Raw genomic sequence first — 20,235 nt, 5'->3', positions numbered from 1 at the left:
GCCGCAGCCGGTGACCGCGGCAATGCCCGCCCGCCCGCGCCCCGCAGCGCCGCCACCGGCGCCCGCACCGAAGCTGGCGACGCAACCCTATCAGTCGACCAATGTCACGCCGCTGCCCGCCTATGGCTCCGCCAACGCCAATGTCGTCAAGCACGCGCCGCCGCCGTCAAGGCAGGACAGCATCGACGACACGCTGATGAGGGAACTCGAGGTTTCGCTCGACCAGCCCCGCTCCGGCGTCCCGGCGGGCAAACCGGCGGCCAAGGCGCCGCAGTCCCTGGACGACGAAATGACCAAGCTTCTGGGCGAACTGTCCAGCCAGAAAAAGTAGCGCGCCTGAGCCGCTTGCCGGTGGGCTGGGCTGATTCGGCGCTGAGTTCTCGATAAAAAAATGGCCGGTTTCCCGGCCATTTCAACATCGATGTCACTGCAACTCAGCTCGGGAAGTACGGCTCAGTCGTCGCGGTAGACTTTCTCGCGGCGCTCATGCCGTTCCTGCGCTTCGATCGACAATGTCGCGATCGGGCGCGCATCGAGCCGCTTCAGCGCGATCGGCTCGCCGGTTTCCTCGCAATAGCCGTAAGTGCCTTCGTCGATGCGCTGCAGCGCCGAATCGATCTTCGAGATGAGCTTTCGCTGGCGATCGCGGGCCCTGAGCTCGATGGCGCGGTCTGTTTCCGAAGAGGCGCGGTCGGCGAGGTCCGGATGGTTGGCGTTTTCCTGCTGCAGGATTTCGAGAGTTTCGCGCGCTTCGCGTAGTATGTCAGTTTTCCAGGTGACGAGCTTTTGGCGGAAGTAGGATTTCTGTCGTTCGTTCATGAACGGCTCGTCTTCGGAGGGTACGTAATCGGCGGTAACGATGTCGTTCATTCGACTCACCCAAACAGCCCCAAATTTGGCGCCTATATATTCGCGACCAAACGCCTGCACAAGCGCAATCGGCGACCGACTCACGCAATTGTTAAAGTATCCCGGCGGCCCTCCTTGGGGCGAGATGCCCCTGATTCGATGGAGAAAGTGCGTCAACCCTTTGCCGCGCAGTCTCCTGTGATTCATCGCGCCGAGAACACGAACCATTGTGCGCCAAGCCGTTCTCGTGGCTAATCGCGGTGCGGTTTCGGCTTTCGGCGTCATGGAGGTTGGGTGAGCAGGCTCTATCTGTTACGACACGCCAAGGCTGGTTGGGCGCTGCCCGGCATGCGCGATTTCGATCGCCCGCTCGATGCATCCGGCCGCGCCGATGCCGAGATCATGGGAACAGCCATGCGATCACGGGGCTATGTTCCGGACCTGACGCTGTGCTCCAATGCCAAGCGCGCCAAGGAGACGCTCGAGGGCCTGGCCGGCCAGACCGACACCGGCAAGGTTCTGTTTTTCGACACGCTCTACAGCGAGGACGCGGCCGGCTATCTCCGCCTCATCCAGGAGCACGGCGGCTCGGGTTCGCTGCTGGTCATCGGCCACAACCCGATGACGGAGGATCTGGCCATGGCGGTTTCCGGCGACGGCGACGAGACGGCGCGCGCAATGCTCAATCATGGGTTCCCGACCTCGGGCCTGGCGGTGGTGCGTTTCCTTGACGATCTGGCGAAAGTGTCCCAGCACGCCGGCTATCTCGAAGCGTTTCTGACACCGGCCGATCTTTGATCCCGATTTCCGGCGCCATTTCAAAGCTGGGTTTCAGAGCCTATATCGGACGGACCGAAGCCCGAGAGATCACATTTTGGCATCATCGCTGACCACCTTCACCGACGAGGCGAGAATTGCCCTCGATACGCTGTCGGGACGCGCCTCAGGGCTTTTTTCTCCATCGATGCGGTTGGGCGTTACAGGGCTTTCGCGCGCCGGCAAGACGGTGTTCATCTCCGCCCTGGTCCACAATCTGATCCACGGCGGGCGCCTGCCGCTGTTCGAGGCGCAGAAGTCCGGGCGAATCGCGCGCGCCTTCCTCGAAGAACAGCCGGATGACGCCGTGCCGCGCTTCCAGTACGAGGATCACATCGCCGCACTGGTCAACGACCGAGTCTGGCCTGATTCGACGCGCGCCATTTCGGAACTGCGGCTGACCATCGAGTATGAATCGGCCTCCGGCTGGAGCCGCATGTTCTCGTCAGGCAAACTGTCGGTCGACATCGTCGATTACCCCGGAGAATGGCTGCTCGACCTGCCGCTGCTCGGCAAATCCTTCGCCGATTTTTCGCGCGAGGCCATTGAGATGGCCACTTTGCCGGTGCGCGAGGACCTGTCGCGGGCCTGGCGGGCGATATCCACCGAGATCGACCCCAACGCCGACGCCAACGAGATGACCGCACGCCGCCTGGCCGAAAGCTTCGCCGCCTATCTCAAGGCCTGCAAGCTCGACGAAAGGGCACTTTCGACCTTGCCGCCCGGCCGTTTCCTGATGCCTGGCGACCTCGAAGGCTCGCCGGCGCTGACCTTTGCCCCGCTGGCCGGCCTCGGCGACAGGCGCCCACGCAGCGGCTCGCTCCATGCCATGATGGAAAGGCGCTATGAGGCCTACAAGACGCATGTCGTCAAACCCTTCTTCCGCGAACACATCACCCGTCTCGATCGCCAGATCGTGCTGATCGACGCCATGCAGGCGCTGAACGCCGGCCCCGGCGCCATGGCAGACCTGGAGCGGGCGGTAACCGAGATACTGGCTTGTTTCCGTCCAGGGCGGGGCAGTTTCCTCACCGACCTGTTTTCACGGCGCATCGACCGCATCCTGGTCGCGGCGACCAAGGCCGATCACCTGCACCACGAAAGCCATGACCGCTTGCAGGCGATCGTGCGGCGCCTGGCCGACCGTGCCGTGGCGCGGGCGAACTTCACCGGCGCCGACGTCGATGTCGTCGCCATGGCAGCGGTGCGCGCAACCCGCGAAGGCACCGTCAAGCAGGGCCGCGAGACATTGCCGGTCATCATCGGCACGCCGATCGCCGGCGAGAAGATCAACGGTGAAACGTTCGACGGAAAGACGGAAACTGCTATATTTCCCGGTGATTTACCGGAGAAAATTGATGCGGTGTTCGATGTTTCGGGCCCCGACCACAGACAGGACTCCTCGGACCCGGCAATCCGTTTTGTCCGGTTCCGTCCGCCAAAACTCGAACGCACTGCCGAAGGCGTCACGCTGTCGCTGCCGCATATCAGGCTCGACCGTGCCTTGCAGTTCCTGATCGGAGACCATCTGGCATGACCGCGCCCCGCAAGCCGGCGGCCTTCCGCATCGAGTCGGAGGCCGCGCCGAGACAGCAGACGCCACAGGCGCGCCCGGACGAGCCCTCGCGCAAACCTCGTGCGATGAAGCCCGGCGTCGCGCTGGTCATCCCGGCGGAAGTCGACGTCTTCGACGAACCCGATATCATCGCCGCCGAACCGCCACCGGCGATCGCCCCCAGGAAACGCTCGCTGTTCGGCAGCATCTTCTTCGGCGCCATTGGCGTGCTGGTTTCGCTGGCTGTCGGCCTGTGGACCGACCAGCTCATCCGCGATCTGTTCGCGCGCGCCGAATGGCTGGGCTGGCTGGCCGCCGGCATGGCTGCAATCGCCGTGCTGGCGTTGCTGGTGATCCTCATCCGCGAATTCCTGGCGATCGCCCGCCTCGCCGAAGTCGAAAAGCTGCAGAAGCGGGCGCTGGATGCCATCGCCCGCGACGATCCGAAGGCCGCACGGTCGGTGGTCGACGAGCTGTCGGCCTTCGTCGCGGCCAAACCCGAGACGGCGGCTGGCCGCCGCGCCCTGACCGAACTGCGCGGCGAGATCATCGACGGCGGCAATCTGGTACGCTTGGCCGAAGCGGAGATTCTCGGCCCCCTGGACGCCAGGGCCAAGGTGATGATCCTCGAGGCCGCCAAGCGCGTCTCGCTGGTGACGGCGGTCAGCCCGCGGGCGCTTGTCGATGTCGCCTATGTCGTCTTCGAAGCCGGGCGCCTCATCCGCCGCCTGTCGGAACTTTATGGCGGGCGGCCGGGAACGCTGGGGTTCTTCCGCCTGGCGCGCAGCGTGCTGGCGCATCTGGCGGTCACCGGTTCGATCGCCGTTGGCGACAGTTTCGTCCAGCAGATCGTCGGCCACGGCCTGGCGGCACGCCTTTCGGCCAAGCTTGGCGAGGGCGTCGTCAACGGCATGATGACGGCGCGCATCGGGATAGCGGCGATGGAGACCGCGCGTCCCCTGCCCTTCAGCGCCGCGAAGCGCCCGGGCCTGGGCGATTTCCTCTCGGCGCTGACATCGTTTGCGACAAGGAAAGGCGCCGAAACCGCCGAGCCCGGCAAACAAGGTTCGAGCCTTCGAGATGGTTGACAGATTGCGCTTTCGAACACCGAAAGTGACGAAGCATTAACCAATCTTCTTCATGGTCGAACCGGTTTCAAACAGCCTCTTTGTTGCCGGGTGTCGTCGATGAAAAGCGTAATTCTGTCCAGCATCCTGCCTCTCGCCGCCGCGATCACAGCGGTCGCCGGCATCGCCTCGGGGGCGTCGGCGGCGGAGCCGGACAAACAGTTCTTCCATTCGGCCGAAGGCAAATGGGTTGGCCCGGGCGAGATCGTCGCCGGCAAGTACAAGGGCACGAAATTCAACTGCAGCTTCACCGGCTCGACGCCCGACGGCCAGATGGGCATGACGCTCGACGGCGGCTGCCGGGTCGGCATGTTCACTCAGCAGATGTCGGCCAAGATCGAGCGCAGGGGCCGCGACTACAAGGGCTCTTTCATGGGCGGCGCGGCCGGTTCCGGCCTCGACATTATTGGCGGCAATGTGGTCGATGCCCGCAAGGTGGTCTTCACCATCAACCGAAACCAGCTGCGCGGCGTCATGCAAGCCCGCATTCCCGACGACAATTCGATGACCGTGACCGTTGCCGTCCGCGTCGCCGATCAGCTTGTCCCGGTGATCGGCATGAGCCTGAAACGCGTCGACACCGTCGAAGTCGGTTCCATCGCCCCGAACTGACCATCCTGGATCTTGCCCGAAACAAAAAAGCGGCGACCAACAGGCCGCCGCTCGGTTTTGATCCCATCGAATCAGGCGTTTAGCCCTTGATCGCCACAGTCAACTCGTCATAGGCCTTGCAGGCGTCGGCCAGCGTGGTGGCGCCCTGGTATTTCGTTGTCACCGCCTGCACCTTGGCGGTCAGGTCAGCCGCCTTGGACGGATCCTTGGTGATCGCTTCCTGCAGCGCGGCGGCCATGTCCTGCGCTTTCTTGGTCGCGATCTCCGCCGTGCACTCGGGCGCCTTGGAGCAAGCCGAACCGGCCAGCACCGCCAGGCCGACGGCAACAAACAAAAACTTCTTCATGTCAGTCATCTCCTCAAAAAGGGCGCGACTTGATCGTCGCGCCCTCCAATGGCCGAAGCCGAGCGTCCTTAATCTCTGATTGTGGCAAGAAGCAACGTGGTTGCGGCGTCAACTTGTGTATCGCGCCTGCAACATCACCTTGGTCCGGATTCGGGGCTGTTCGATCCCCGCCTAAGCCCGTATCTTTGCGCCCTTGTCACACGACTTCACAATCCAAAACGATCCTCGAACGAGCGGAATGACGGCATGGCGGCAGAGGCATCGGGCAGCGATCTGGTCCAGGTGGTGGCGCTGCTTGCCGCTGGCGTCGTCGCCGTTCCCATCTTCAAGCGCATGGGGTTGGGCTCGATTCTCGGCTACCTGGCCGCCGGTGTGGTGATCGGACCGTTCGGCCTGCGCATCTTTTCCGAATCGGAAGCCATCCTCCATGTCGCCGAACTCGGCGTCGTCATGTTCCTGTTCATCATCGGGCTGGAAATGCAGCCGTCGCGGCTATGGGGCCTGCGCCGCGAGATTTTCGGGCTCGGTGCGTTTCAGGTCGGCGTCTGCGCGGTCCTGCTCACCGGCGTTGGAATGGCCGGCGGGTTTCCAGTCTCGCAATCCTTCGTTGCCGGCGCCGGATTCGTGCTGACCTCGACGGCAATCGTCATGCAGCTCCTCGAGGAACGCGGCGAAATAGCCTCGCCGAAAGGCCAGCGCATCGTCTCCATCCTGCTGCTGGAAGACCTCGCCATCGTGCCGCTGCTGGCCCTGATCGCGTTCCTGGCGCCTGGCGGCGCCGATACCAGCCTGTCGGAGCGGCTGACAGAGGTCGGTATAGGCCTTGCCGCGATCGTCGGGCTGGTGGTGGCCGGGCGCTATCTGCTCAACCCCTTCTTCCGCATCCTGGCTGATGCCCGTGCCCGCGAAGTCATGACGGCCGCCGCACTTCTGGTCGTGCTCGGGTCGGCGCTCGCCATGCAGCTCAGCGGCCTGTCGATGGCGATGGGTGCGTTCCTGGCCGGCGTGCTTCTGTCCGAATCGACCTTCCGCCATCAGCTCGAGGCCGACATCGAACCGTTCCGCGGCATCCTGCTCGGCCTGTTCTTCCTCGCGGTCGGCATGTCGCTCGACCTGCATGTGGTGGCCGCGAACTGGAAGCTGATCGCCATCTATGTCGTCGCCTACATGGCAATGAAGGCGTTCGGCATCTATGCCGTTGCCCGCATCCTCAAGACAGGCCATCGCGAAGCGCTGGAACGCGCGGTCTTCATGGCGCAAGGCGGCGAATTCGCCTTCGTTCTCTATTCGGCCGCCGCCGCCGTCGGCATCATCGACAACCAGGCCAATGCGACACTCACCGCCATCGTCATCATCTCCATGGTGCTAACCCCGCTGGCCATCGTGGCGTTGCGGTACCTGACGCCGCACGACGAGCAGTCGCTCGATGGGGTCGATGTCGCCGACGGTCTGAGCGGCAGCGTGCTGATCATCGGCTTCGGCCGCTTCGGGCAGATCGCCAGCCAGCCGCTGCTGCTGCGCGGCATCGATGTGTCGATCATCGACAACGACGTTGAGATGATCCAGGCGGCAGCCGACTTCGGCTTCAAGGTCTATTATGGCGACGGCACGCGGCTCGATATCCTCCATGCCGCGGGTGCCGGCAGGGCGCGCGCCGTGCTCATCTGCGTCGACAAGGCCGATGCCGCCGTTCGCATCGCCGAGCTTGTCAAAGCCGAGTTCCCGTTGCTGACCGTACTGGCCCGCGCCTTCGATCGCGGCACGGCACTGCAGCTCATTCGCGCGGGCGTCGATTTCCAGCTGCGCGAGACCTTCGAATCGGCGCTGGTGTTCGGCGGCTCGGCCCTGGAATCGCTCGGCGTGGATCCGGAGGACGTGGCCGAAACGATTGAGGATGTCAGGCGCCGCGACACCGACCGTTTCGAAACCCAGCTCGCCGAAGGCATCCGCGCCGGACAGCGTTTCCTCAGGGGCAATATCGGAACGCCGATTCCGACGCCGCTGTCCACGCCGCGACGTGCCGGTCAGGCCCTCAATGAAGAGACGGCCGGCGTCCTGCATAAATCCGAAACTGCCGATTGAATCCGCCGATTGAATAGGGAACCACGCATGGAATTGGACAGCAGAGCCCTGTCGGTCAGCAAATTCTGGCGTGACGCCGGCGAGGACGCATGGTTCGAGAAGAACGAGGCCTTCGATACCGACTTCCGCAATCGCTTTCTCGACCTGCACTACGCAGCCGCGCGGCGTGAATGCGACGGCTGGTCGGATCATGCCGAAGGCTCGCTGGCGCTGATGATCCTGCTCGACCAGTTTCCACGAAATTGCTTTCGCGGCACCGGCCATATGTATGCAACCGACCCGCTTGCCAGGCATTTCGCTCAAAAAGCGGTTTTGGCCGGCCACGATCTGTTGCTCGAACCGGAACTCCGCGTATTCCTCTATCTGCCATTCGAGCACTCGGAACTGCTCGCCGATCAGGAAAGGTCCGTGGCACTCACCACCGCCAATGCGCCCGAATACCTCAAATATGCCGAGGAGCACCGCGACATCATCCAGCGCTTCGGCCGCTTTCCGCACCGCAACAGGATGCTCGGCCGCGAAACCACGCCGGAAGAAAAGGCATTTCTGGACGGTGGTGGTTTCTCTGGCTGACGCGGATCTGCTTCTTTATTTTGGTGCTTTATCGCAGCCACCAGTCACGGCCGGATGGCAACCGCTCGATACCGGCGGCATCCACGCCGCCCAAACGCTCCGATACGCTTCGCCCATCAACCGCCAGACCGGGCGCGATCTCGGCCAGCGGCGCCAGCACGAAGGCGCGTTCCAGCATGCGCGGATGCGGCACTTCCAGCCCGGTCTCGTGGATGACACGGTCACCGAACACCAGAATGTCGATATCGATCAAGCGCGGCCCCCAGCGCTCCTCGCGCACCCGCTTCAGCTTGCGCTCCGCGTCGAGGCAGAGGTCGAGCAGCGCGCGAGGCGAAAGCCGCGTCGACAGTTCGGCGGCGGCATTGAGGAAATCCGGCTGATCGAGCTTGCCCCAGGGCGGCGTGCGGTAGAGCGAGGAAACAGCGGCCACGCTTGTATCCGCATCGGCGTCGAGAATGCGCAGCGCCGCGGCCATCGAGGCCGCCGGGTCGCCGAGATTGCCGCCGAGGCTGAGATAGACGGTGTTATTCTGGCCAGACAACGGTCACCTCGACGTAATCGAGCACGCCGGGCACCGGGGCATTGGGCTTGCGCACGGTGATTTCGGCCTTCCTGATTTGGGGAAACCGCTCCGTCAGCGCCTTTGCCACCTCCATTGCCAGGGCCTCGATCAGGAAGCGCCGCTCGCCGGTGATGATCTTCTCGATCACCATGAAGGCGATGCCGTAATTGACGGTTTCCCCGATCGCGTCGTCGACAAGGGCGCGCCCGGGTTCGACGGACAGCACCGCGTCGACATAGAAACGCTGGCCCAGCGCCTCCTCCTCGTCCAGCACGCCATGCCGGGCAAAGAAGGCGCAGTTTTTCAAGCGGATGACATACATGGCTCAGCGTCCCGGTCCTTAGAGCGACGTGCGTCCACTTGGACGCACAAAGTACGCTCTAACACTTTTGAATCTACGCATCGTGCTTTCCGAAAATCGATCCCGATTTTCGGGCCGATGCGGCGGTTTCACGTGCCAGCATAGCATCCGCCATGGCCAGCGCGTCCACGTTGATTGCGACATCGTGGACGCGAAACAGATGCGCGCCCTTGAGCCTGAGGATGACGCTGGTCGCCGCCGTTCCGGCGGCGCGGTCGGCCGCATCGCGGCCGGTGACGGTGCCGATGAAGCGCTTTCGCGAGGTGCCGGCCATCAGCGGAAAGCCGAGCCCATGAAGCTCGGAGAACCGCGCCATCAGGTCGAGGTTTTCCTCCGCCGTCTCCTTGGCGAAGCCGAAGCCGGGGTCGAGCACGATATGGTCGTCGGCGACACCGTGCCCGCGGGCGATCTCCAGCGATTTTCCCAGGAAAGCCAACTGGTCGGCAATGACGTCGGGCAGCTTCTCGCGATCCCGCCCGGTATGCATGACGATGAGCCCGGCACCGGTTTCAGCCGCGATGCGCGCAATGTCAGGTTCGCGCTGCAAGCCCCAGACATCGTTGACGATGTGCGCGCCGGCAGCCACCGCAAGGCGCGCGGTTTCGGCTCGATAGGTATCGACGGAAATCAGCACGTCGCCGGCGCTCGCCAGCGCCTCGATTACAGGCAGGACGCGCGCCTGTTCCTCCTCGGCCGATATCGCGGCAGCGCCGGGCCGGGTCGATTCCCCGCCGACATCGACAATTCCTGCCCCTTCGGCGATCATGCGGCGTGCCTGGGCCAGCGCCGTCTCGATCCCACTAAACAGGCCGCCGTCGGAAAAGCTGTCAGGGGTGACGTTGAGGATGCCGGCAACCACAGCTCTCTCGCCAAGGTCGAGATGGCGTCCATGGGCCAGTTGCCATCGCCTCGCCGTCATTGCTCGTCACCCTTGGAGCATGATGCCGAAAAATGTGAAGCGGTTTTCGGACGACATGATGCTCTACCCCTTTGATTTGGAGGCGGATTCAGATTTCAGGTCGACCCGACCAGAAATCATCCGTCTCAAGGCTCATCAACGATGTGTGATCCGCGCCGGATCAATTCCGTTGCGCCGGCAACGGCCGTAAAGCAAGGTGCTCGAAGAGGCAACATGATGAAACGATCCCTGCTCTGCGCACTGCTGCTTGCCATGACCGCCATCCCGGCGGGCGCGGCCAATCTCGTGAAGACATACAGTTATTTTTCCATCGGCGGCAGCACCCTCGACGATATCGAGACGCAGCTTTCCAAACGCGGGCCACAGGTCAAGAGCACCGGCTCCCGCCACCCCGGTGCCACCCAGATGGCCTTCACCACCCGCATCAGCTACGCCCGGCAGGCAGGTTCCTGCCGGATCGCCGACGCCGCCGTGACCGTCAAGGTCAAGGTGATCCTTCCGGAATGGCGCCGCCCGCGCAAGGCGGATGCCGACGTGAAGCTGTTCTGGGACACGCTGTCGGCCGACATTAAGCGCCATGAGGAGCGCCATGTCGAGATCGCCAAGAATCATGCCCGCAAGCTGGAAGAGGCGCTGAAGGCGACCTATCCGCGGAAGGATTGCGATACGGCAAAGGCCAAGGCGGCCCAAATCACCGCCGCCGTCCTCGCCGAGCACGACCGCGCCCAGGTACAGTTCGACCGCGTCGAGGGCGTCAATTTCGAAAGCCGCATCCTGCGGCTCCTGCGCTATCGCATCGAGCGTATCGAGAGTGGCCAATTGCGGCCGCCGGCCTGAATTTTCCTCGGCGCATCCATGGCGCCAACCCGGCCGAAGCGTAGTACCAGCTTCGAAAAATTTTCGAGCGGCGGTCGAAATCGGCCTATAGGGAACGACATATCACGGGTTGGCAGCGCACGACCCATCGAGCACGAGCACCACGACCGATCGCGTGGCGGACGCACCAGGCCAGCCCTGTCGGTGAACCGCACGGCGCGCAAGCACATGGACAAAGACTATGGACCAGGCTGTCGACAAGCAGACCATGACGGCTGCAGCCACGCCGCTGACCGAAAGCGAGAAGAACGCCATCATCGCCGGCGTGCTTTTGTCGATGCTGTTGGCGGCGCTCGATCAGACCATCGTCGCGCCGGCGATGCCGACCATCGGCCACGCGCTCGGCCATGCGCAGTACCTGCCATGGATCGTCACCGGCTATCTCCTGACCGCGACCGCCATGGCACCGCTCTACGGCAAGATCTCGGATGTTTATGGCCGCCGGCCAACCGTTTATGCCGCCATCCTGATCTTTCTCCTCGGATCGGTGGTCAGTGCGATGGCGCCCAACATGTTTGTGCTGGTCGTCGGCAGGGCCATCCAGGGCGCCGGCGGCGGCGGCCTGTTCACCTTGACGCAAACCGTCATCGGCGACCTCGTCCCGCCACGCGAGCGAGCGCGCTACGCCGCCTGGATCTCCGGCACCTGGGCCGTTGCCAGCATCGCCGGGCCGCTGCTTGGCGGCACCTTCGCCGAACATCTTCACTGGTCGCTGATTTTCTGGATCAACATCCCGCTCGGCCTGCTGGCGATGGCGATCATCAACAACCCGCTCAAGAAGCTGCCGATCGCCGCCAAGCGGCATCGCATCGACGGCCTGGGCGCGCTGCTGCTCGTCGCGGCCACGGCCTTGCTGCTGCTGGCGCTCAACTGGGGCGGCAGCGAGTATCCGTGGCTGTCCGGCGAAATCCTCGGGCTGCTGGCGGCATCGGTGGTTTTCTGGGCGGCGTTTTCGCTGCGGCTGCTGCGCGCGGCCGAACCGCTGATCTCGCTTGAAGTGCTGAGCAACCCGATCGTCCGCGCCGGCACCTTGTCGATGTTCCTTCTGCAGGCTGCCAACATAGGCCTGGCGGTCTATTTGCCTGTTTACCTGCAGTCGATCGTCGGCCTGTCGGTCAGCGAGTCGGGTCTTGCGATGCTGGGGCTTTTGCTTGGCACCGTGGCCGGCGCGACATTCAGCGGGCGAACAATACCGCGCTTCGTCCACTACAAGCGGATCGCCATGGTGGGCGTTCTCTTCTCGATCATATGCCTCGGCCTGCTCGCCCTCGTCGCCGGGCACGCTTCGCTGCTGGTTGTCGAAGTCCTGACGGTCTGTGTCGGCCTGGGCAGCGGGACGACCTTCCCGGTCGCCACCGTATCGGTCCAGAACGCCGTCGACCGGGCGCATCTTGGCGTCGCGACCGGCGTGCTGACCTTCCTGCGTTCGCTGGGCAGTGCGCTGGGCGTTGCAATGCTCGGTGCCGTCGCCCTCGGCTATGGCCTGCCGCTGGCCGGCGAAGGCACGCTGGCCGTCGGCCAGGTCATATCCGCCGAGCCCTTCGTGATGATCTTCCTTGTCGCCGCGGCGACGCTGTTCCTGGCGCTGATCACGCTCGCGTTGATGCCGGAGAAACCGCTCCGCGGCCAGGCCGAGCACCCGCCGGTGATGGCCGAGTAGAGCCAGGCAGCCAGGTCACTCCACCACGCCGAGCTTCTTTTGCAAGCTCGTGGACGAAGTCGTGTACTGGAACACGATGCGCTCGCCGGGGCTGATGATGCGCTTGGCGGCTTGCGCCATCAGCGCCACCTCGTGAAAACCCGACAGGATCAGCTTCAGCTTGCCGGGATACCAGTTGATGTCGCCCACCGCGAAAATGCCGGGCACCGATGTCTGGAACTTCTCGGTGTCGACCGGGATCAGGTTTTCGTGGAGATTGAGCCCCCATTCCGCGATCGGGCCGAGCTTCATGGTCAGGCCGAAGAATGGCAGCATGCGGGTGCAAGGCACCTCGACATCGCCCTCCGGACCACCCTTGATGGTCGCGGATGAGAGCTGGCCGTCGGCGCCGGTGAGCGCGGTCACCTGGCCAACCTTGAATTCCAGCTGCTTCATCTCCTGCATGGCATACATCTTGTTGACGCTGTCGGGTGCGGCCCGGAATTCGGGCCGTCGGTGGACCAGCGTGACGCTCTTTGCCACCGGCTGCAGGTTCAGCGTCCAGTCGAGCGCCGAGTCGCCGCCGCCGACGATGACCAGGTCGTGGCCGCGAAAATCCTCCATGCGGCGCACCGAATAGAAGACGCTCTTGCCTTCATAGGGTTCGATGCCGGGGATCGGCGGGCGCTTCGGCTGGAACGAGCCGCCACCGGCGGCGATCACCACAACCTTGGCCTCGAACACCTCGTTTTCGTCCGTGGTGACGCGAAAGCCGCCATCCTCCAGCTTCTCGAGGCTGGAAACCATCCGGTTGTAGGTGAAATCCGGCTTGAACGGCGCGATCTGCTCGAGCAGCTTGTCGACCAGCCCCTGCGCCGAGATCGAAGGCCAGCCGGGAATGTCGTAGATCGGCTTCTCGGGATAGAGTTCCGCGCATTGGCCGCCTGGCCGGTCGAGAATATCGATCAGGTGGCACTTCATGTCGAACAGGCCGAGCTCGAACACCGAAAACAGGCCGACAGGCCCTGCCCCGACAATGAGGACGTCTGTGCTGATGATGCCGGTCATGCGCTCTGCCTCGCTGCTGTGTTGGCGTGAGACTGCATGACCACCGGCTCGCTGCCAAGCGGCAGCGGGAAAAATCGGCTTTTCAGCCCTGGCGCTCCGGCACCCGCACGACGAGGCCGTCGAGCGCGTCGCGCACCTTGATCTGGCAGGAAAGCCGCGAATTGGGCTGGACCTCGTAGGCGAAGTCCAGCATGTCCTCTTCCATCGCCTCCGGCTCTCCGACTTCGGCCGTCCACGCCTCATCGACATAGACATGGCAGGTCGCGCAGGCGCAGGCGCCGCCGCACTCCGCCTCGATCCCCGGTACGGCGTTGCGGATGGCGTTTTCCATGACCGTCGAGCCGTTTTCGGCATCCACGTCGAAATGTGTGCCGTCATGGGCGATGAAGGTCAGTTTTGTCATTTTTCACCTGAGAGTTTCCGCCGAGATAATCACTCCGGCAGACAAGTCAACTGCCGCGCGAAAGCGCCGCTCCGTGACGTTTTTCCGCAAACCGGGATCAGCGATTGATGGCGGCGATGAAATCGCGCACTTCATCGATCAGCGTGCCAAGCCGTTTGAGTGTCTGACCGTCCTCCGGACGACGCTCGATCTCGGTGGCGCAATCGGCGATGGCGAAGGCGCCCACGCCGCGCGCCGAGCCTTTCAGCCCATGCGCCAGCAGAAGCCGGCCCTTGACGTCGGCGTCGACTATTTTGTCGCGCACCGACAGCGCCTGCTGTACAAACAGGGCCAGCACCTCTTGCTCGAGGGCGCGATCGCCCATCGTTTGCCGGGCAAGATGTGCCAAATCGACCGGCCGGGACTGCCTCGTTCCCGATACGTCGCCCCCGGGCATTGAGAAGGCAATGCCGCTTTCGCCACGCATGAACTCGAACTCCGTTTTCTTCGGTCGCCTGGAAAACTAGGCGAATCCAGTGGATAACGAGTTAATGAGTGGCCCGGAAAAATGTTGCGAAAGCGGCACCGGAATCACGCTTCTGTTAACCTTATATTTAAAGTTTTACGTATCCCACGGAATGCATGTTTTCTTTACCCCCCTGTGTCATTACGATACGAGGGTCCATTTTCAGCCTCCTGCGCGGGGGTACGATAAAGACAACTATAAGCCCGCGGCAGCTAGTACAGGGTAGCGAAGGCATGGCGAAGAAACCAACGACGACGACGAGAACTCTCGACAACGACGTAGCCAGGGAACTGGAAAAAGCGCTCGATATCGACCTCAGCAGCGACACTGACGGCGATCTCGATATCGCAGCTTCGATGGAAGATCTGGAAGCGCAGATATCCCAGGCCGCCGACGAATTGGCACGAGAGGGGCGCAACCAGAAGCCGGAGCCCACCGTCAGTCAGGCCCAGCCCGCCAAGCCCGCGCCAAAAGCCAAACCCGCCGAACTGCGCCCCGTTGAGACGCGCAATGGCAATGGCACACAGGCGACGGGTTTCGGCACACAGGCGACGGGCTTCGCGCCGGCCAATGACGATCGCCAGAAGGATTACAAGACACTCCTGCACAGCCTCAACCGGCGCGCCTCCAACACCGTCTATTGGGTCATTGCCTTTGTTTCTCTCGCCTGGATCGCGGGCGCCGGCGGATTGGCCAACCTGCTTTTCGGACCGAGCATCTGGCGGATCCGCACGCTCGACCAGTTCTTTGCCCGTCCCGAACTGATTGGCCTCGCGGTCGCGGCGATCGTGCCGGTGATCCTGTTCTGGGCCTTCGCGGCGATGATCCGTCGCGCCCAGGACATGCGCATTGCCGCCCAGTCGATGACCGAAGTGGCTTTCCGCCTGACCGAGCCGGAAAACCTCGCCCAGGATCGCGTCATGATGATCGGCCAGGCCGTTCGCCGCGAGGTCGCGGCTATGGGCGAAGGCATCGAACGCACGCTCGCCCGCGCCGTGGAACTGGAAACGCTGGTCCATAGCGAGGTCAACCAGATCGAGCGCTCCTATTCGGAAAACGAAACCCGCATCCGCTCACTCGTCGACGGGCTCGGCAGCGAACGCGAGGCGGTCGTCACCCATGCGGAGCGTGTCCGCGCCTCGATTTCGGGCGCGCATGAAACGCTCAAGGAGGAAATCGGCGCCGCCAGCGACATCATCCGCGACTCGATCCTCAATGCGTCGACCAAGCTGTCGATGACGATCACCAATTCCGGTGACACGCTCATAGACCGCATCAATGAAAGCTCGATGTCGATCTTCGATTCGGTTGAAGGCCGCCTCGACACCATCACCGACAGGCTGTCGACCTCCGGCGAGGCTTTTGCCTCCCTGCTCGACACCCGCATCGCAAAGTTGACGGACACGACGGACGGCCTGACCCGGTCGCTGACCGACCTGCTCGACGATCGCACCACTGGCATGGTGTCGCTGCTTGGCGGCGCCGCCCGCACCCTCAATTCGGAATTCGAAGCCAGCCTCAACGGCATCGAGCGCACGCTCGCCGAACGTGGCCAGGCGCTGATCAGCGAATTCCAGACCCGCGCCGAGGCACTCGACACCGGCACGCAGAAGCTCAATGCGGCGCTCGAGGCCCGCGCCCGCCAGATCAACGAGACACTGGTCGAACGCGCCCGCGAAATCGCCCACACTTTCGCCGAAAGCAAGGATACGTTGTCCGCGATGATCGATCAGGGCAAGACCCAGATCGGCGCCGACATGGCCGACATCGTCAACTCGACTTCGACCATGCTGGAGGCCCGCGCCAGCGACTTTGCCGGCCGCATGGAAGCGGCGCGTCATGTCGTCTCGCGTTCGTTCGATTCCGACATCCAGCGCCTTTCCGATGCCCGCGTCGGCATCGAGGAAGCCGTCGAGAACCACAGCCGCAAGCTGTCCGAAAGCCGTGAGCGCATGGCGGCCGCCATGGAGGCGGACCTGGCGAAATTCGACGAGAGCCGTGCCGGCATCGATGCCGCGGTGACCAACCAGGTGCAGAAGCTGGCCGAAGGCCGCAGCCTGATCGCGCGTGCCCTCGAAGAGGATCTGCGCAAGGTCAACGAATCGCGCGCTGCCATCGATGCATCGCTCGGCAGCCATCTCGAAAGGCTGGAGGAAGGCCGCAACCGGCTCTCCCTGGCTCTCAACGAAGACTCCGGGAAGCTCGTGCAAGCTCGTACGATCATTGATGAAATGGTTGCCGGACATGTCGGGAAACTGGCTGAAGGCCGCAACATCCTGTCGCGTGCCCTTGAGGCCGATCTCGGCAAACTGTCCGACAGCCGCGCCGACATCGATGGCCTCGTCGCAGGCCAGGTGGAGAAGATCGCCGAGGGCCGCGCCGTTCTCGCCAAGGCGTTGGAAAACGACATCGCCGGCATCAAGAGCCTCATCGAGTCGCACTCGGCAAAGCTGGCCGAAGACCGCAGCCTGCTCGGCCGTTCGCTCGAGGACGACCTTTCGGGCATAAGGAACCTGATCGAAGATCATTCGGGACGGCTCTCCAACGACCGCAGCCTGCTGTCGCAGACGCTCGAAGCCGACCTTGCCAAGCTGGCCGAAAGCCGATCGAGCATCGACGGCCTCGTCGCCGGCCAGGTCGAGAAGCTGGCCGAAGGCCGCGACATCCTCAAGCGGGCGCTGGAATCGGACCTCAACACCATCAAGGGCGTCATATCCAGCCAGTCGGAGAAACTGGCTGAGGACCGTGGACAGCTTTCGCGGGTCCTGGAAGCCGACCTGCAGAACGTGAACAGCGTCATCGCCGACCACATGAACAGGCTCGTTCAGGACCGCTCGACCCTGTCGAAGGCTCTCGAGGACGACCTTGCCAAGCTGGCCGAAAGCCGCTCCAGCATCGACGGTCTGGTCGCCGGTCAGGTCGAGAAGCTTTCGGAAGGCCGCGACATCCTGCGGCGCGCCCTGGAAGCCGACCTCAACACCGTCAAGAACACCGTCGCCGACCAGTCGCAAAAACTGGTCGATGACCGTGCTCAGTTCGCCAGGGCACTCGAAGCCGATCTCGAAAGCGTCAACAGCCTTGTCAACAGCTATTCCGAGCGGCTCGTCCAGGATCGTTCGACGCTGTCGAAGGCGCTGGAGGACGACCTCGAAGGCGTCAGCACCCTTGTCAACAGCCACGCGGACAGGCTTGTCCAGGAACGTTCGACCCTGTCCAGGGCACTCGAGGACGACCTTGCCAAGCTGGCCGAAAGCCGCTCCAGCATCGACGGTCTGGTCGCCGGCCAGGTGGAGAAGCTGGCCGAAGGCCGCGACGTTCTCAAGCGCGCGCTCGAAGCCGATCTTGCCAAGTTGGCCGAAAGCCGCTCCAGCATCGACGGCCTGGTCGCCGGCCAGGTGGAGAAGCTGGCCGAGGGCCGCGACATTCTCAAGCGCGCGCTCGAAGCCGACCTGCAGAAGCTGACCGAAAGCCGAGGCGACATCGACGGTGTCATCGCCGGCCATGTCGGCAAGCTGGCCGAAGGCCGCAACATGCTGAGCCGCGCGCTTGAAGAGGATCTCGGCAAGCTCGCCGAGACCCGCAGGGACGTCGACCGCTCGCTGTCTGGCCACATCGATCAGATCGCGGCCAGGAGCACCGATATTTCCACCGCGATCGCGGCCGACGTGGAAAAGATCGAAGAGGCGTTCAGCCGTCAGACCGGGATCATCGAGGAACGCGCCGGCACCATGGAACGCGCGCTCTCGACCGGCGTCGACAACGTCCGCAACGTGCTCGAAAAGAGCGCCGTCTTCGTCGCCGGCGCTTTGCGCGAAAAGGTCCTGGAAGTCACCAGCGCGCTGCATGAGCAGGCGGGTGCGGCGTTCAGCGACGCCGATCGCAAGATCGCCGAGCGCGCCGAGCAGACGTCCGCCGCATTGCTGGCGCGGGCCGAAGACATCGCCCGTACCTTCGAGGATGCGGATCGTCGTCTCCACGCCCGTGCCGAAGACACTTCGAACGCCTTGCTTGCCCGGGCAGACGATACTTCCAGCACGCTGTTGGCCCGCGCCCATGAAACCGCCGACCAACTGGCCGCCCGTGCCAGCGAGATCGCCGGAACCTTCGACATGGCCGACCAGAAGCTCGCCGCCCGCGCCCAGGAGACCGCCGATCAGCTCTCCGCCCGCGCCAACGAGATCGCCGGCACCTTCGACGCGGCCGACCAGAAGCTTGTTGCCCGCGCCGTCGAAACGGCACAGTCGCTGGCCGCCCGCGCCGGTGACATCCTGCGCAACTTCGAAAGCGCCGACCAGCGGCTCGGCGTGCGCATCGGCGAATCGGCCGAGGCGCTCGCTGCCCGCGCATCGGACCTCGGCCGCATCTTCGATGCCGCCGACCAGCAATTGGTGTCGCGCATCGCGGAAGGTTCGGACGCGCTGTCCAACCGCGCGTCCGAGATCGGCCGCATCTTCGAAGAGGCCGATCAACGCCTGGTTTCGCGCATCGCCGACAGCACGTCGACGATCGGCGAGCACGCGCAGACCATTGTCGGCGCCTTCGCCAACACCGAGCAGAGGGTCGCCGATCGTGCGCGCCAGACCGGCCAGGAACTGGCCGTGCACGCCCGCGAAATCGAGCAGGCGCTTGCCGGCGCCGACGAGCGTCTCGCATCGAGCGCAGCGGCCGCGGCCGCCCGTGTCGAGGAGCAGGTCGCCAGCGTCGAGAACCGGCTCGCCTACACCGCCGAGACGATGGGCCAGAGGCTCAACGAGCAGGTCTCGAGCGCCGAGGCGCAACTGGTGTCGCGCGCCAATGTGATCGCCGAGACCTTCACTGCGGTCGGCCAGCATATCGGCCAGAGCACCAACGACGCCGCCAAGACGATCGGCGCCAATACCCGTGAGCTCAACACCATGCTCGCGGCGCGCTCCGCCGAGATGTCGAAGATCCTCGACGAAACCGCCCGCCCATTGGTCGAGCGTTTCGCCCAGGGCGGCTCGGAGCTGCAAAAGAGCATGGAAGAGGTCACGGAACGCGCCACCGAGAAGCTGCGCAGCGAGAATGCAGCCCTGGTCAATGCGCTCGCCAGCCGCACCGCCGAGACCCTGTCGGCGGTCGAAGGCGCGCGCTCGTCGCTGTCCGACAGCGTCGCCGATCTCATCGGCCGCATGACCAAGTCCAGCTCGCAGCTCGGCCAGCTGATCGAGCAGGCCGCGGTCAATCTCGGCGAGGTCGACGAACGCTTGACCGGCAGCACGCAGAGCTTCGCGGCCACCACCGAAAAGGCGGCACAGACCTTTGCCAGCTCGGCGCGTCTGGTCGATTCGAACACGACAAGACTGACGGACCTGTCCTCGTCGACCTTGCGTGAAGTCGCCTCGATCGCCACCAAGTTCGACGAACACAGCCGTCTGCTGGCCAGCGCCTCGGACCTGTTGAGTTCGGCCCAGAGCAACCTCGAACACACGCTTGAAAGACAGTCGTCGCTCGAGGATCTCGCCGTCGGCCTGGTCAAGAAATCGGAAGATCTCGAAAGAGTCATGCGCTCGTTCGAAAATCTCGTCGGCCAGACGCTGCAGAACGCCGAAGGCAAGACGATGGAGTCGGCCGACAAGATCCGCAACGCCATCACCGACGTCGTCGATTCGGCCACCAAGCGCTTCGCCGATGCGACCGAGGAGATGCGGCGCACCGCGGGCTCGATCAAGAGCGAGCTCGACCTCACCCGCGCCGAGCTCAAGAAGGGCGTCATCGAGATGCCGGAAGAGGCAAAGGAATCGACCTCTGCCATTCGCCGCGCCGTTTCGGAGCAGATCAACGCCCTGAAGGAGCTCTCGGACATCGTTGCCAAGTCCGGTCGTGGCGGCGGCGATGGTTCGGAGCAACGCCCTTTGCGTCCGGCACCGCAAGCTCCGGCGGCACGCCCGGCCGAGCCGCCGCGTCGCGCCCCGGCCCCGCAG

At 64.0% G+C, this 20,235-nt stretch carries 17 protein-coding genes and 1 pseudogene; 10 read left to right on the top strand and 8 right to left on the bottom strand.

The annotated features are described in order from the left end of the window. A pseudogene (locus tag X743_RS138370) lies at nucleotides 1-331 on the top strand (hypothetical protein); the annotation flags it as partial. Between the two features lie 122 nt (nucleotides 332-453). Here X743_RS138370 and dksA read toward each other — a convergent pair. Continuing rightward, complete coding sequence (gene dksA / locus X743_RS138375; protein WP_023769339.1) at nucleotides 454-870, bottom strand: RNA polymerase-binding protein DksA; 417 nt, start codon at nucleotides 868-870, stop codon at nucleotides 454-456. A 273-nt stretch (nucleotides 871-1,143) separates the two neighbouring features. On the opposite strand from dksA, the gene X743_RS138380 reads away from it, so the two are divergent. The 4 genes from X743_RS138380 to X743_RS138395 all read left to right on the top strand — a co-directional run bounded on the left by X743_RS138380 (nucleotide 1,144) and on the right by X743_RS138395 (nucleotide 4,959). Next, a complete protein-coding gene (locus tag X743_RS138380) occupies nucleotides 1,144-1,647 on the top strand; it encodes a histidine phosphatase family protein (protein WP_023769338.1) in 504 nt (167 codons plus the stop codon). Nucleotides 1,648-1,723: 76 nt separating this feature from the next. Beyond that, nucleotides 1,724-3,202 carry a YcjX family protein gene (locus X743_RS138385; RefSeq protein WP_023769337.1) on the top strand — a complete coding sequence of 493 codons (1,479 nt, stop codon included), beginning with the start codon at nucleotides 1,724-1,726 and terminating at the stop codon, nucleotides 3,200-3,202. Then, complete coding sequence (locus X743_RS138390) at nucleotides 3,199-4,308, top strand: YcjF family protein (RefSeq protein ID WP_023769336.1); 1,110 nt, start codon at nucleotides 3,199-3,201, stop codon at nucleotides 4,306-4,308. Before X743_RS138385 ends, X743_RS138390 begins: the two co-directional genes overlap by 4 nt. A gap of 99 nt (nucleotides 4,309-4,407) precedes the next feature. Beyond that, nucleotides 4,408-4,959, top strand: a complete 552-nt coding sequence (locus X743_RS138395; RefSeq protein WP_023769335.1) for a hypothetical protein — start codon at nucleotides 4,408-4,410, stop codon at nucleotides 4,957-4,959. Between the two features lie 79 nt (nucleotides 4,960-5,038). Here X743_RS138395 and X743_RS138400 read toward each other — a convergent pair whose 3' ends face one another. Then, a complete protein-coding gene (locus tag X743_RS138400) occupies nucleotides 5,039-5,305 on the bottom strand; it encodes a hypothetical protein (RefSeq protein WP_023769334.1) in 267 nt (88 codons plus the stop codon). A 246-nt stretch (nucleotides 5,306-5,551) separates the two neighbouring features. On the opposite strand from X743_RS138400, the gene X743_RS138405 reads away from it, so the two are divergent. Continuing rightward, the gene (locus tag X743_RS138405; protein ID WP_023769333.1) at nucleotides 5,552-7,387 is read left to right on the top strand and encodes a monovalent cation:proton antiporter-2 (CPA2) family protein; all 1,836 of its coding nucleotides are present in this window, start codon (nucleotides 5,552-5,554) and stop codon (nucleotides 7,385-7,387) included. A gap of 27 nt (nucleotides 7,388-7,414) precedes the next feature. Further along, complete coding sequence (locus tag X743_RS138410) at nucleotides 7,415-7,960, top strand: DUF924 family protein (protein ID WP_013895264.1); 546 nt, start codon at nucleotides 7,415-7,417, stop codon at nucleotides 7,958-7,960. Between the two features lie 28 nt (nucleotides 7,961-7,988). Here X743_RS138410 and folK read toward each other — a convergent pair whose 3' ends face one another. The 3 genes from folK to folP all read right to left on the bottom strand — a co-directional run bounded on the left by folK (nucleotide 7,989) and on the right by folP (nucleotide 9,802). After that, nucleotides 7,989-8,501, bottom strand: coding sequence for a 2-amino-4-hydroxy-6-hydroxymethyldihydropteridine diphosphokinase (folK, locus tag X743_RS138415; RefSeq protein ID WP_023769332.1), 513 nt, complete (start codon nucleotides 8,499-8,501; stop codon nucleotides 7,989-7,991). Beyond that, nucleotides 8,485-8,844 carry a dihydroneopterin aldolase gene (folB, locus tag X743_RS138420; RefSeq protein ID WP_023769331.1) on the bottom strand — a complete coding sequence of 120 codons (360 nt, stop codon included), beginning with the start codon at nucleotides 8,842-8,844 and terminating at the stop codon, nucleotides 8,485-8,487. Before folB ends, folK begins: the two co-directional genes overlap by 17 nt. A 73-nt stretch (nucleotides 8,845-8,917) precedes the next feature. Then, the gene (folP, locus tag X743_RS138425) at nucleotides 8,918-9,802 is read right to left on the bottom strand and encodes a dihydropteroate synthase (RefSeq protein ID WP_023769330.1); all 885 of its coding nucleotides are present in this window, start codon (nucleotides 9,800-9,802) and stop codon (nucleotides 8,918-8,920) included. A 213-nt stretch (nucleotides 9,803-10,015) separates the two neighbouring features. Here folP and X743_RS138430 point away from each other — a divergent pair, with 213 nt between their 5' ends. Further along, entirely contained in the window at nucleotides 10,016-10,639 is a 624-nt protein-coding gene (locus X743_RS138430; RefSeq protein WP_031250734.1) for a DUF922 domain-containing Zn-dependent protease, read from the top strand. 220 nt (nucleotides 10,640-10,859) lie between these two features. After that, nucleotides 10,860-12,338, top strand: a complete 1,479-nt coding sequence (locus X743_RS138435; RefSeq protein ID WP_023769328.1) for an MDR family MFS transporter — start codon at nucleotides 10,860-10,862, stop codon at nucleotides 12,336-12,338. 15 nt (nucleotides 12,339-12,353) lie between these two features. Here X743_RS138435 and X743_RS138440 read toward each other — a convergent pair whose 3' ends face one another. The 3 genes from X743_RS138440 to X743_RS0137610 form a co-directional block, all read right to left on the bottom strand. Next, nucleotides 12,354-13,385 (bottom strand): NAD(P)/FAD-dependent oxidoreductase, encoded by a 1,032-nt coding sequence (locus X743_RS138440; RefSeq protein ID WP_023769327.1) that lies wholly within the window; start codon nucleotides 13,383-13,385, stop codon nucleotides 12,354-12,356. An 82-nt stretch (nucleotides 13,386-13,467) separates the two neighbouring features. Beyond that, entirely contained in the window at nucleotides 13,468-13,788 is a 321-nt protein-coding gene (locus X743_RS138445; protein ID WP_013895257.1) for a 2Fe-2S iron-sulfur cluster-binding protein, read from the bottom strand. 97 nt (nucleotides 13,789-13,885) lie between these two features. Next, nucleotides 13,886-14,254 carry an Hpt domain-containing protein gene (locus tag X743_RS0137610; protein WP_013895256.1) on the bottom strand — a complete coding sequence of 123 codons (369 nt, stop codon included), beginning with the start codon at nucleotides 14,252-14,254 and terminating at the stop codon, nucleotides 13,886-13,888. Between the two features lie 272 nt (nucleotides 14,255-14,526). On the opposite strand from X743_RS0137610, the gene X743_RS138450 reads away from it, so the two are divergent. Further along, a partial coding sequence (locus X743_RS138450) for a kinesin (RefSeq protein ID WP_023769325.1) occupies nucleotides 14,527-20,235 on the top strand: 5,709 nt, incomplete at its 3' end.

Source organism: Mesorhizobium sp. LNHC232B00 (assembly GCF_000502435.1).
Taxonomy (GTDB): Bacteria; Pseudomonadota; Alphaproteobacteria; order Rhizobiales; family Rhizobiaceae; genus Mesorhizobium; species Mesorhizobium opportunistum.
This window is presented reverse-complemented; position numbering and strand designations above follow the sequence as displayed.

What these genes read in the sequence shown, in the direction of transcription:
- dksA (WP_023769339.1), bottom strand. Translation starts at nt 870, where the DNA reads ATGAACGACATCGTTACCGCCGATTACGTACCCTCCGAAGACGAGCCG.
- X743_RS138390 (WP_023769336.1), top strand. Translation starts at nt 3,199, where the DNA reads ATGACCGCGCCCCGCAAGCCGGCGGCCTTCCGCATCGAGTCGGAGGCC.
- X743_RS138395 (WP_023769335.1), top strand. Translation starts at nt 4,408, where the DNA reads ATGAAAAGCGTAATTCTGTCCAGCATCCTGCCTCTCGCCGCCGCGATC.
- X743_RS138400 (WP_023769334.1), bottom strand. Translation starts at nt 5,305, where the DNA reads ATGAAGAAGTTTTTGTTTGTTGCCGTCGGCCTGGCGGTGCTGGCCGGT.
- X743_RS138405 (WP_023769333.1), top strand. Translation starts at nt 5,552, where the DNA reads ATGGCGGCAGAGGCATCGGGCAGCGATCTGGTCCAGGTGGTGGCGCTG.
- X743_RS138410 (WP_013895264.1), top strand. Translation starts at nt 7,415, where the DNA reads ATGGAATTGGACAGCAGAGCCCTGTCGGTCAGCAAATTCTGGCGTGAC.
- folB (WP_023769331.1), bottom strand. Translation starts at nt 8,844, where the DNA reads ATGTATGTCATCCGCTTGAAAAACTGCGCCTTCTTTGCCCGGCATGGC.
- folP (WP_023769330.1), bottom strand. Translation starts at nt 9,802, where the DNA reads ATGACGGCGAGGCGATGGCAACTGGCCCATGGACGCCATCTCGACCTT.
- X743_RS138430 (WP_031250734.1), top strand. Translation starts at nt 10,016, where the DNA reads ATGATGAAACGATCCCTGCTCTGCGCACTGCTGCTTGCCATGACCGCC.
- X743_RS138435 (WP_023769328.1), top strand. Translation starts at nt 10,860, where the DNA reads ATGGACCAGGCTGTCGACAAGCAGACCATGACGGCTGCAGCCACGCCG.
- X743_RS138440 (WP_023769327.1), bottom strand. Translation starts at nt 13,385, where the DNA reads ATGACCGGCATCATCAGCACAGACGTCCTCATTGTCGGGGCAGGGCCT.
- X743_RS138445 (WP_013895257.1), bottom strand. Translation starts at nt 13,788, where the DNA reads ATGACAAAACTGACCTTCATCGCCCATGACGGCACACATTTCGACGTG.
- X743_RS0137610 (WP_013895256.1), bottom strand. Translation starts at nt 14,254, where the DNA reads ATGCGTGGCGAAAGCGGCATTGCCTTCTCAATGCCCGGGGGCGACGTA.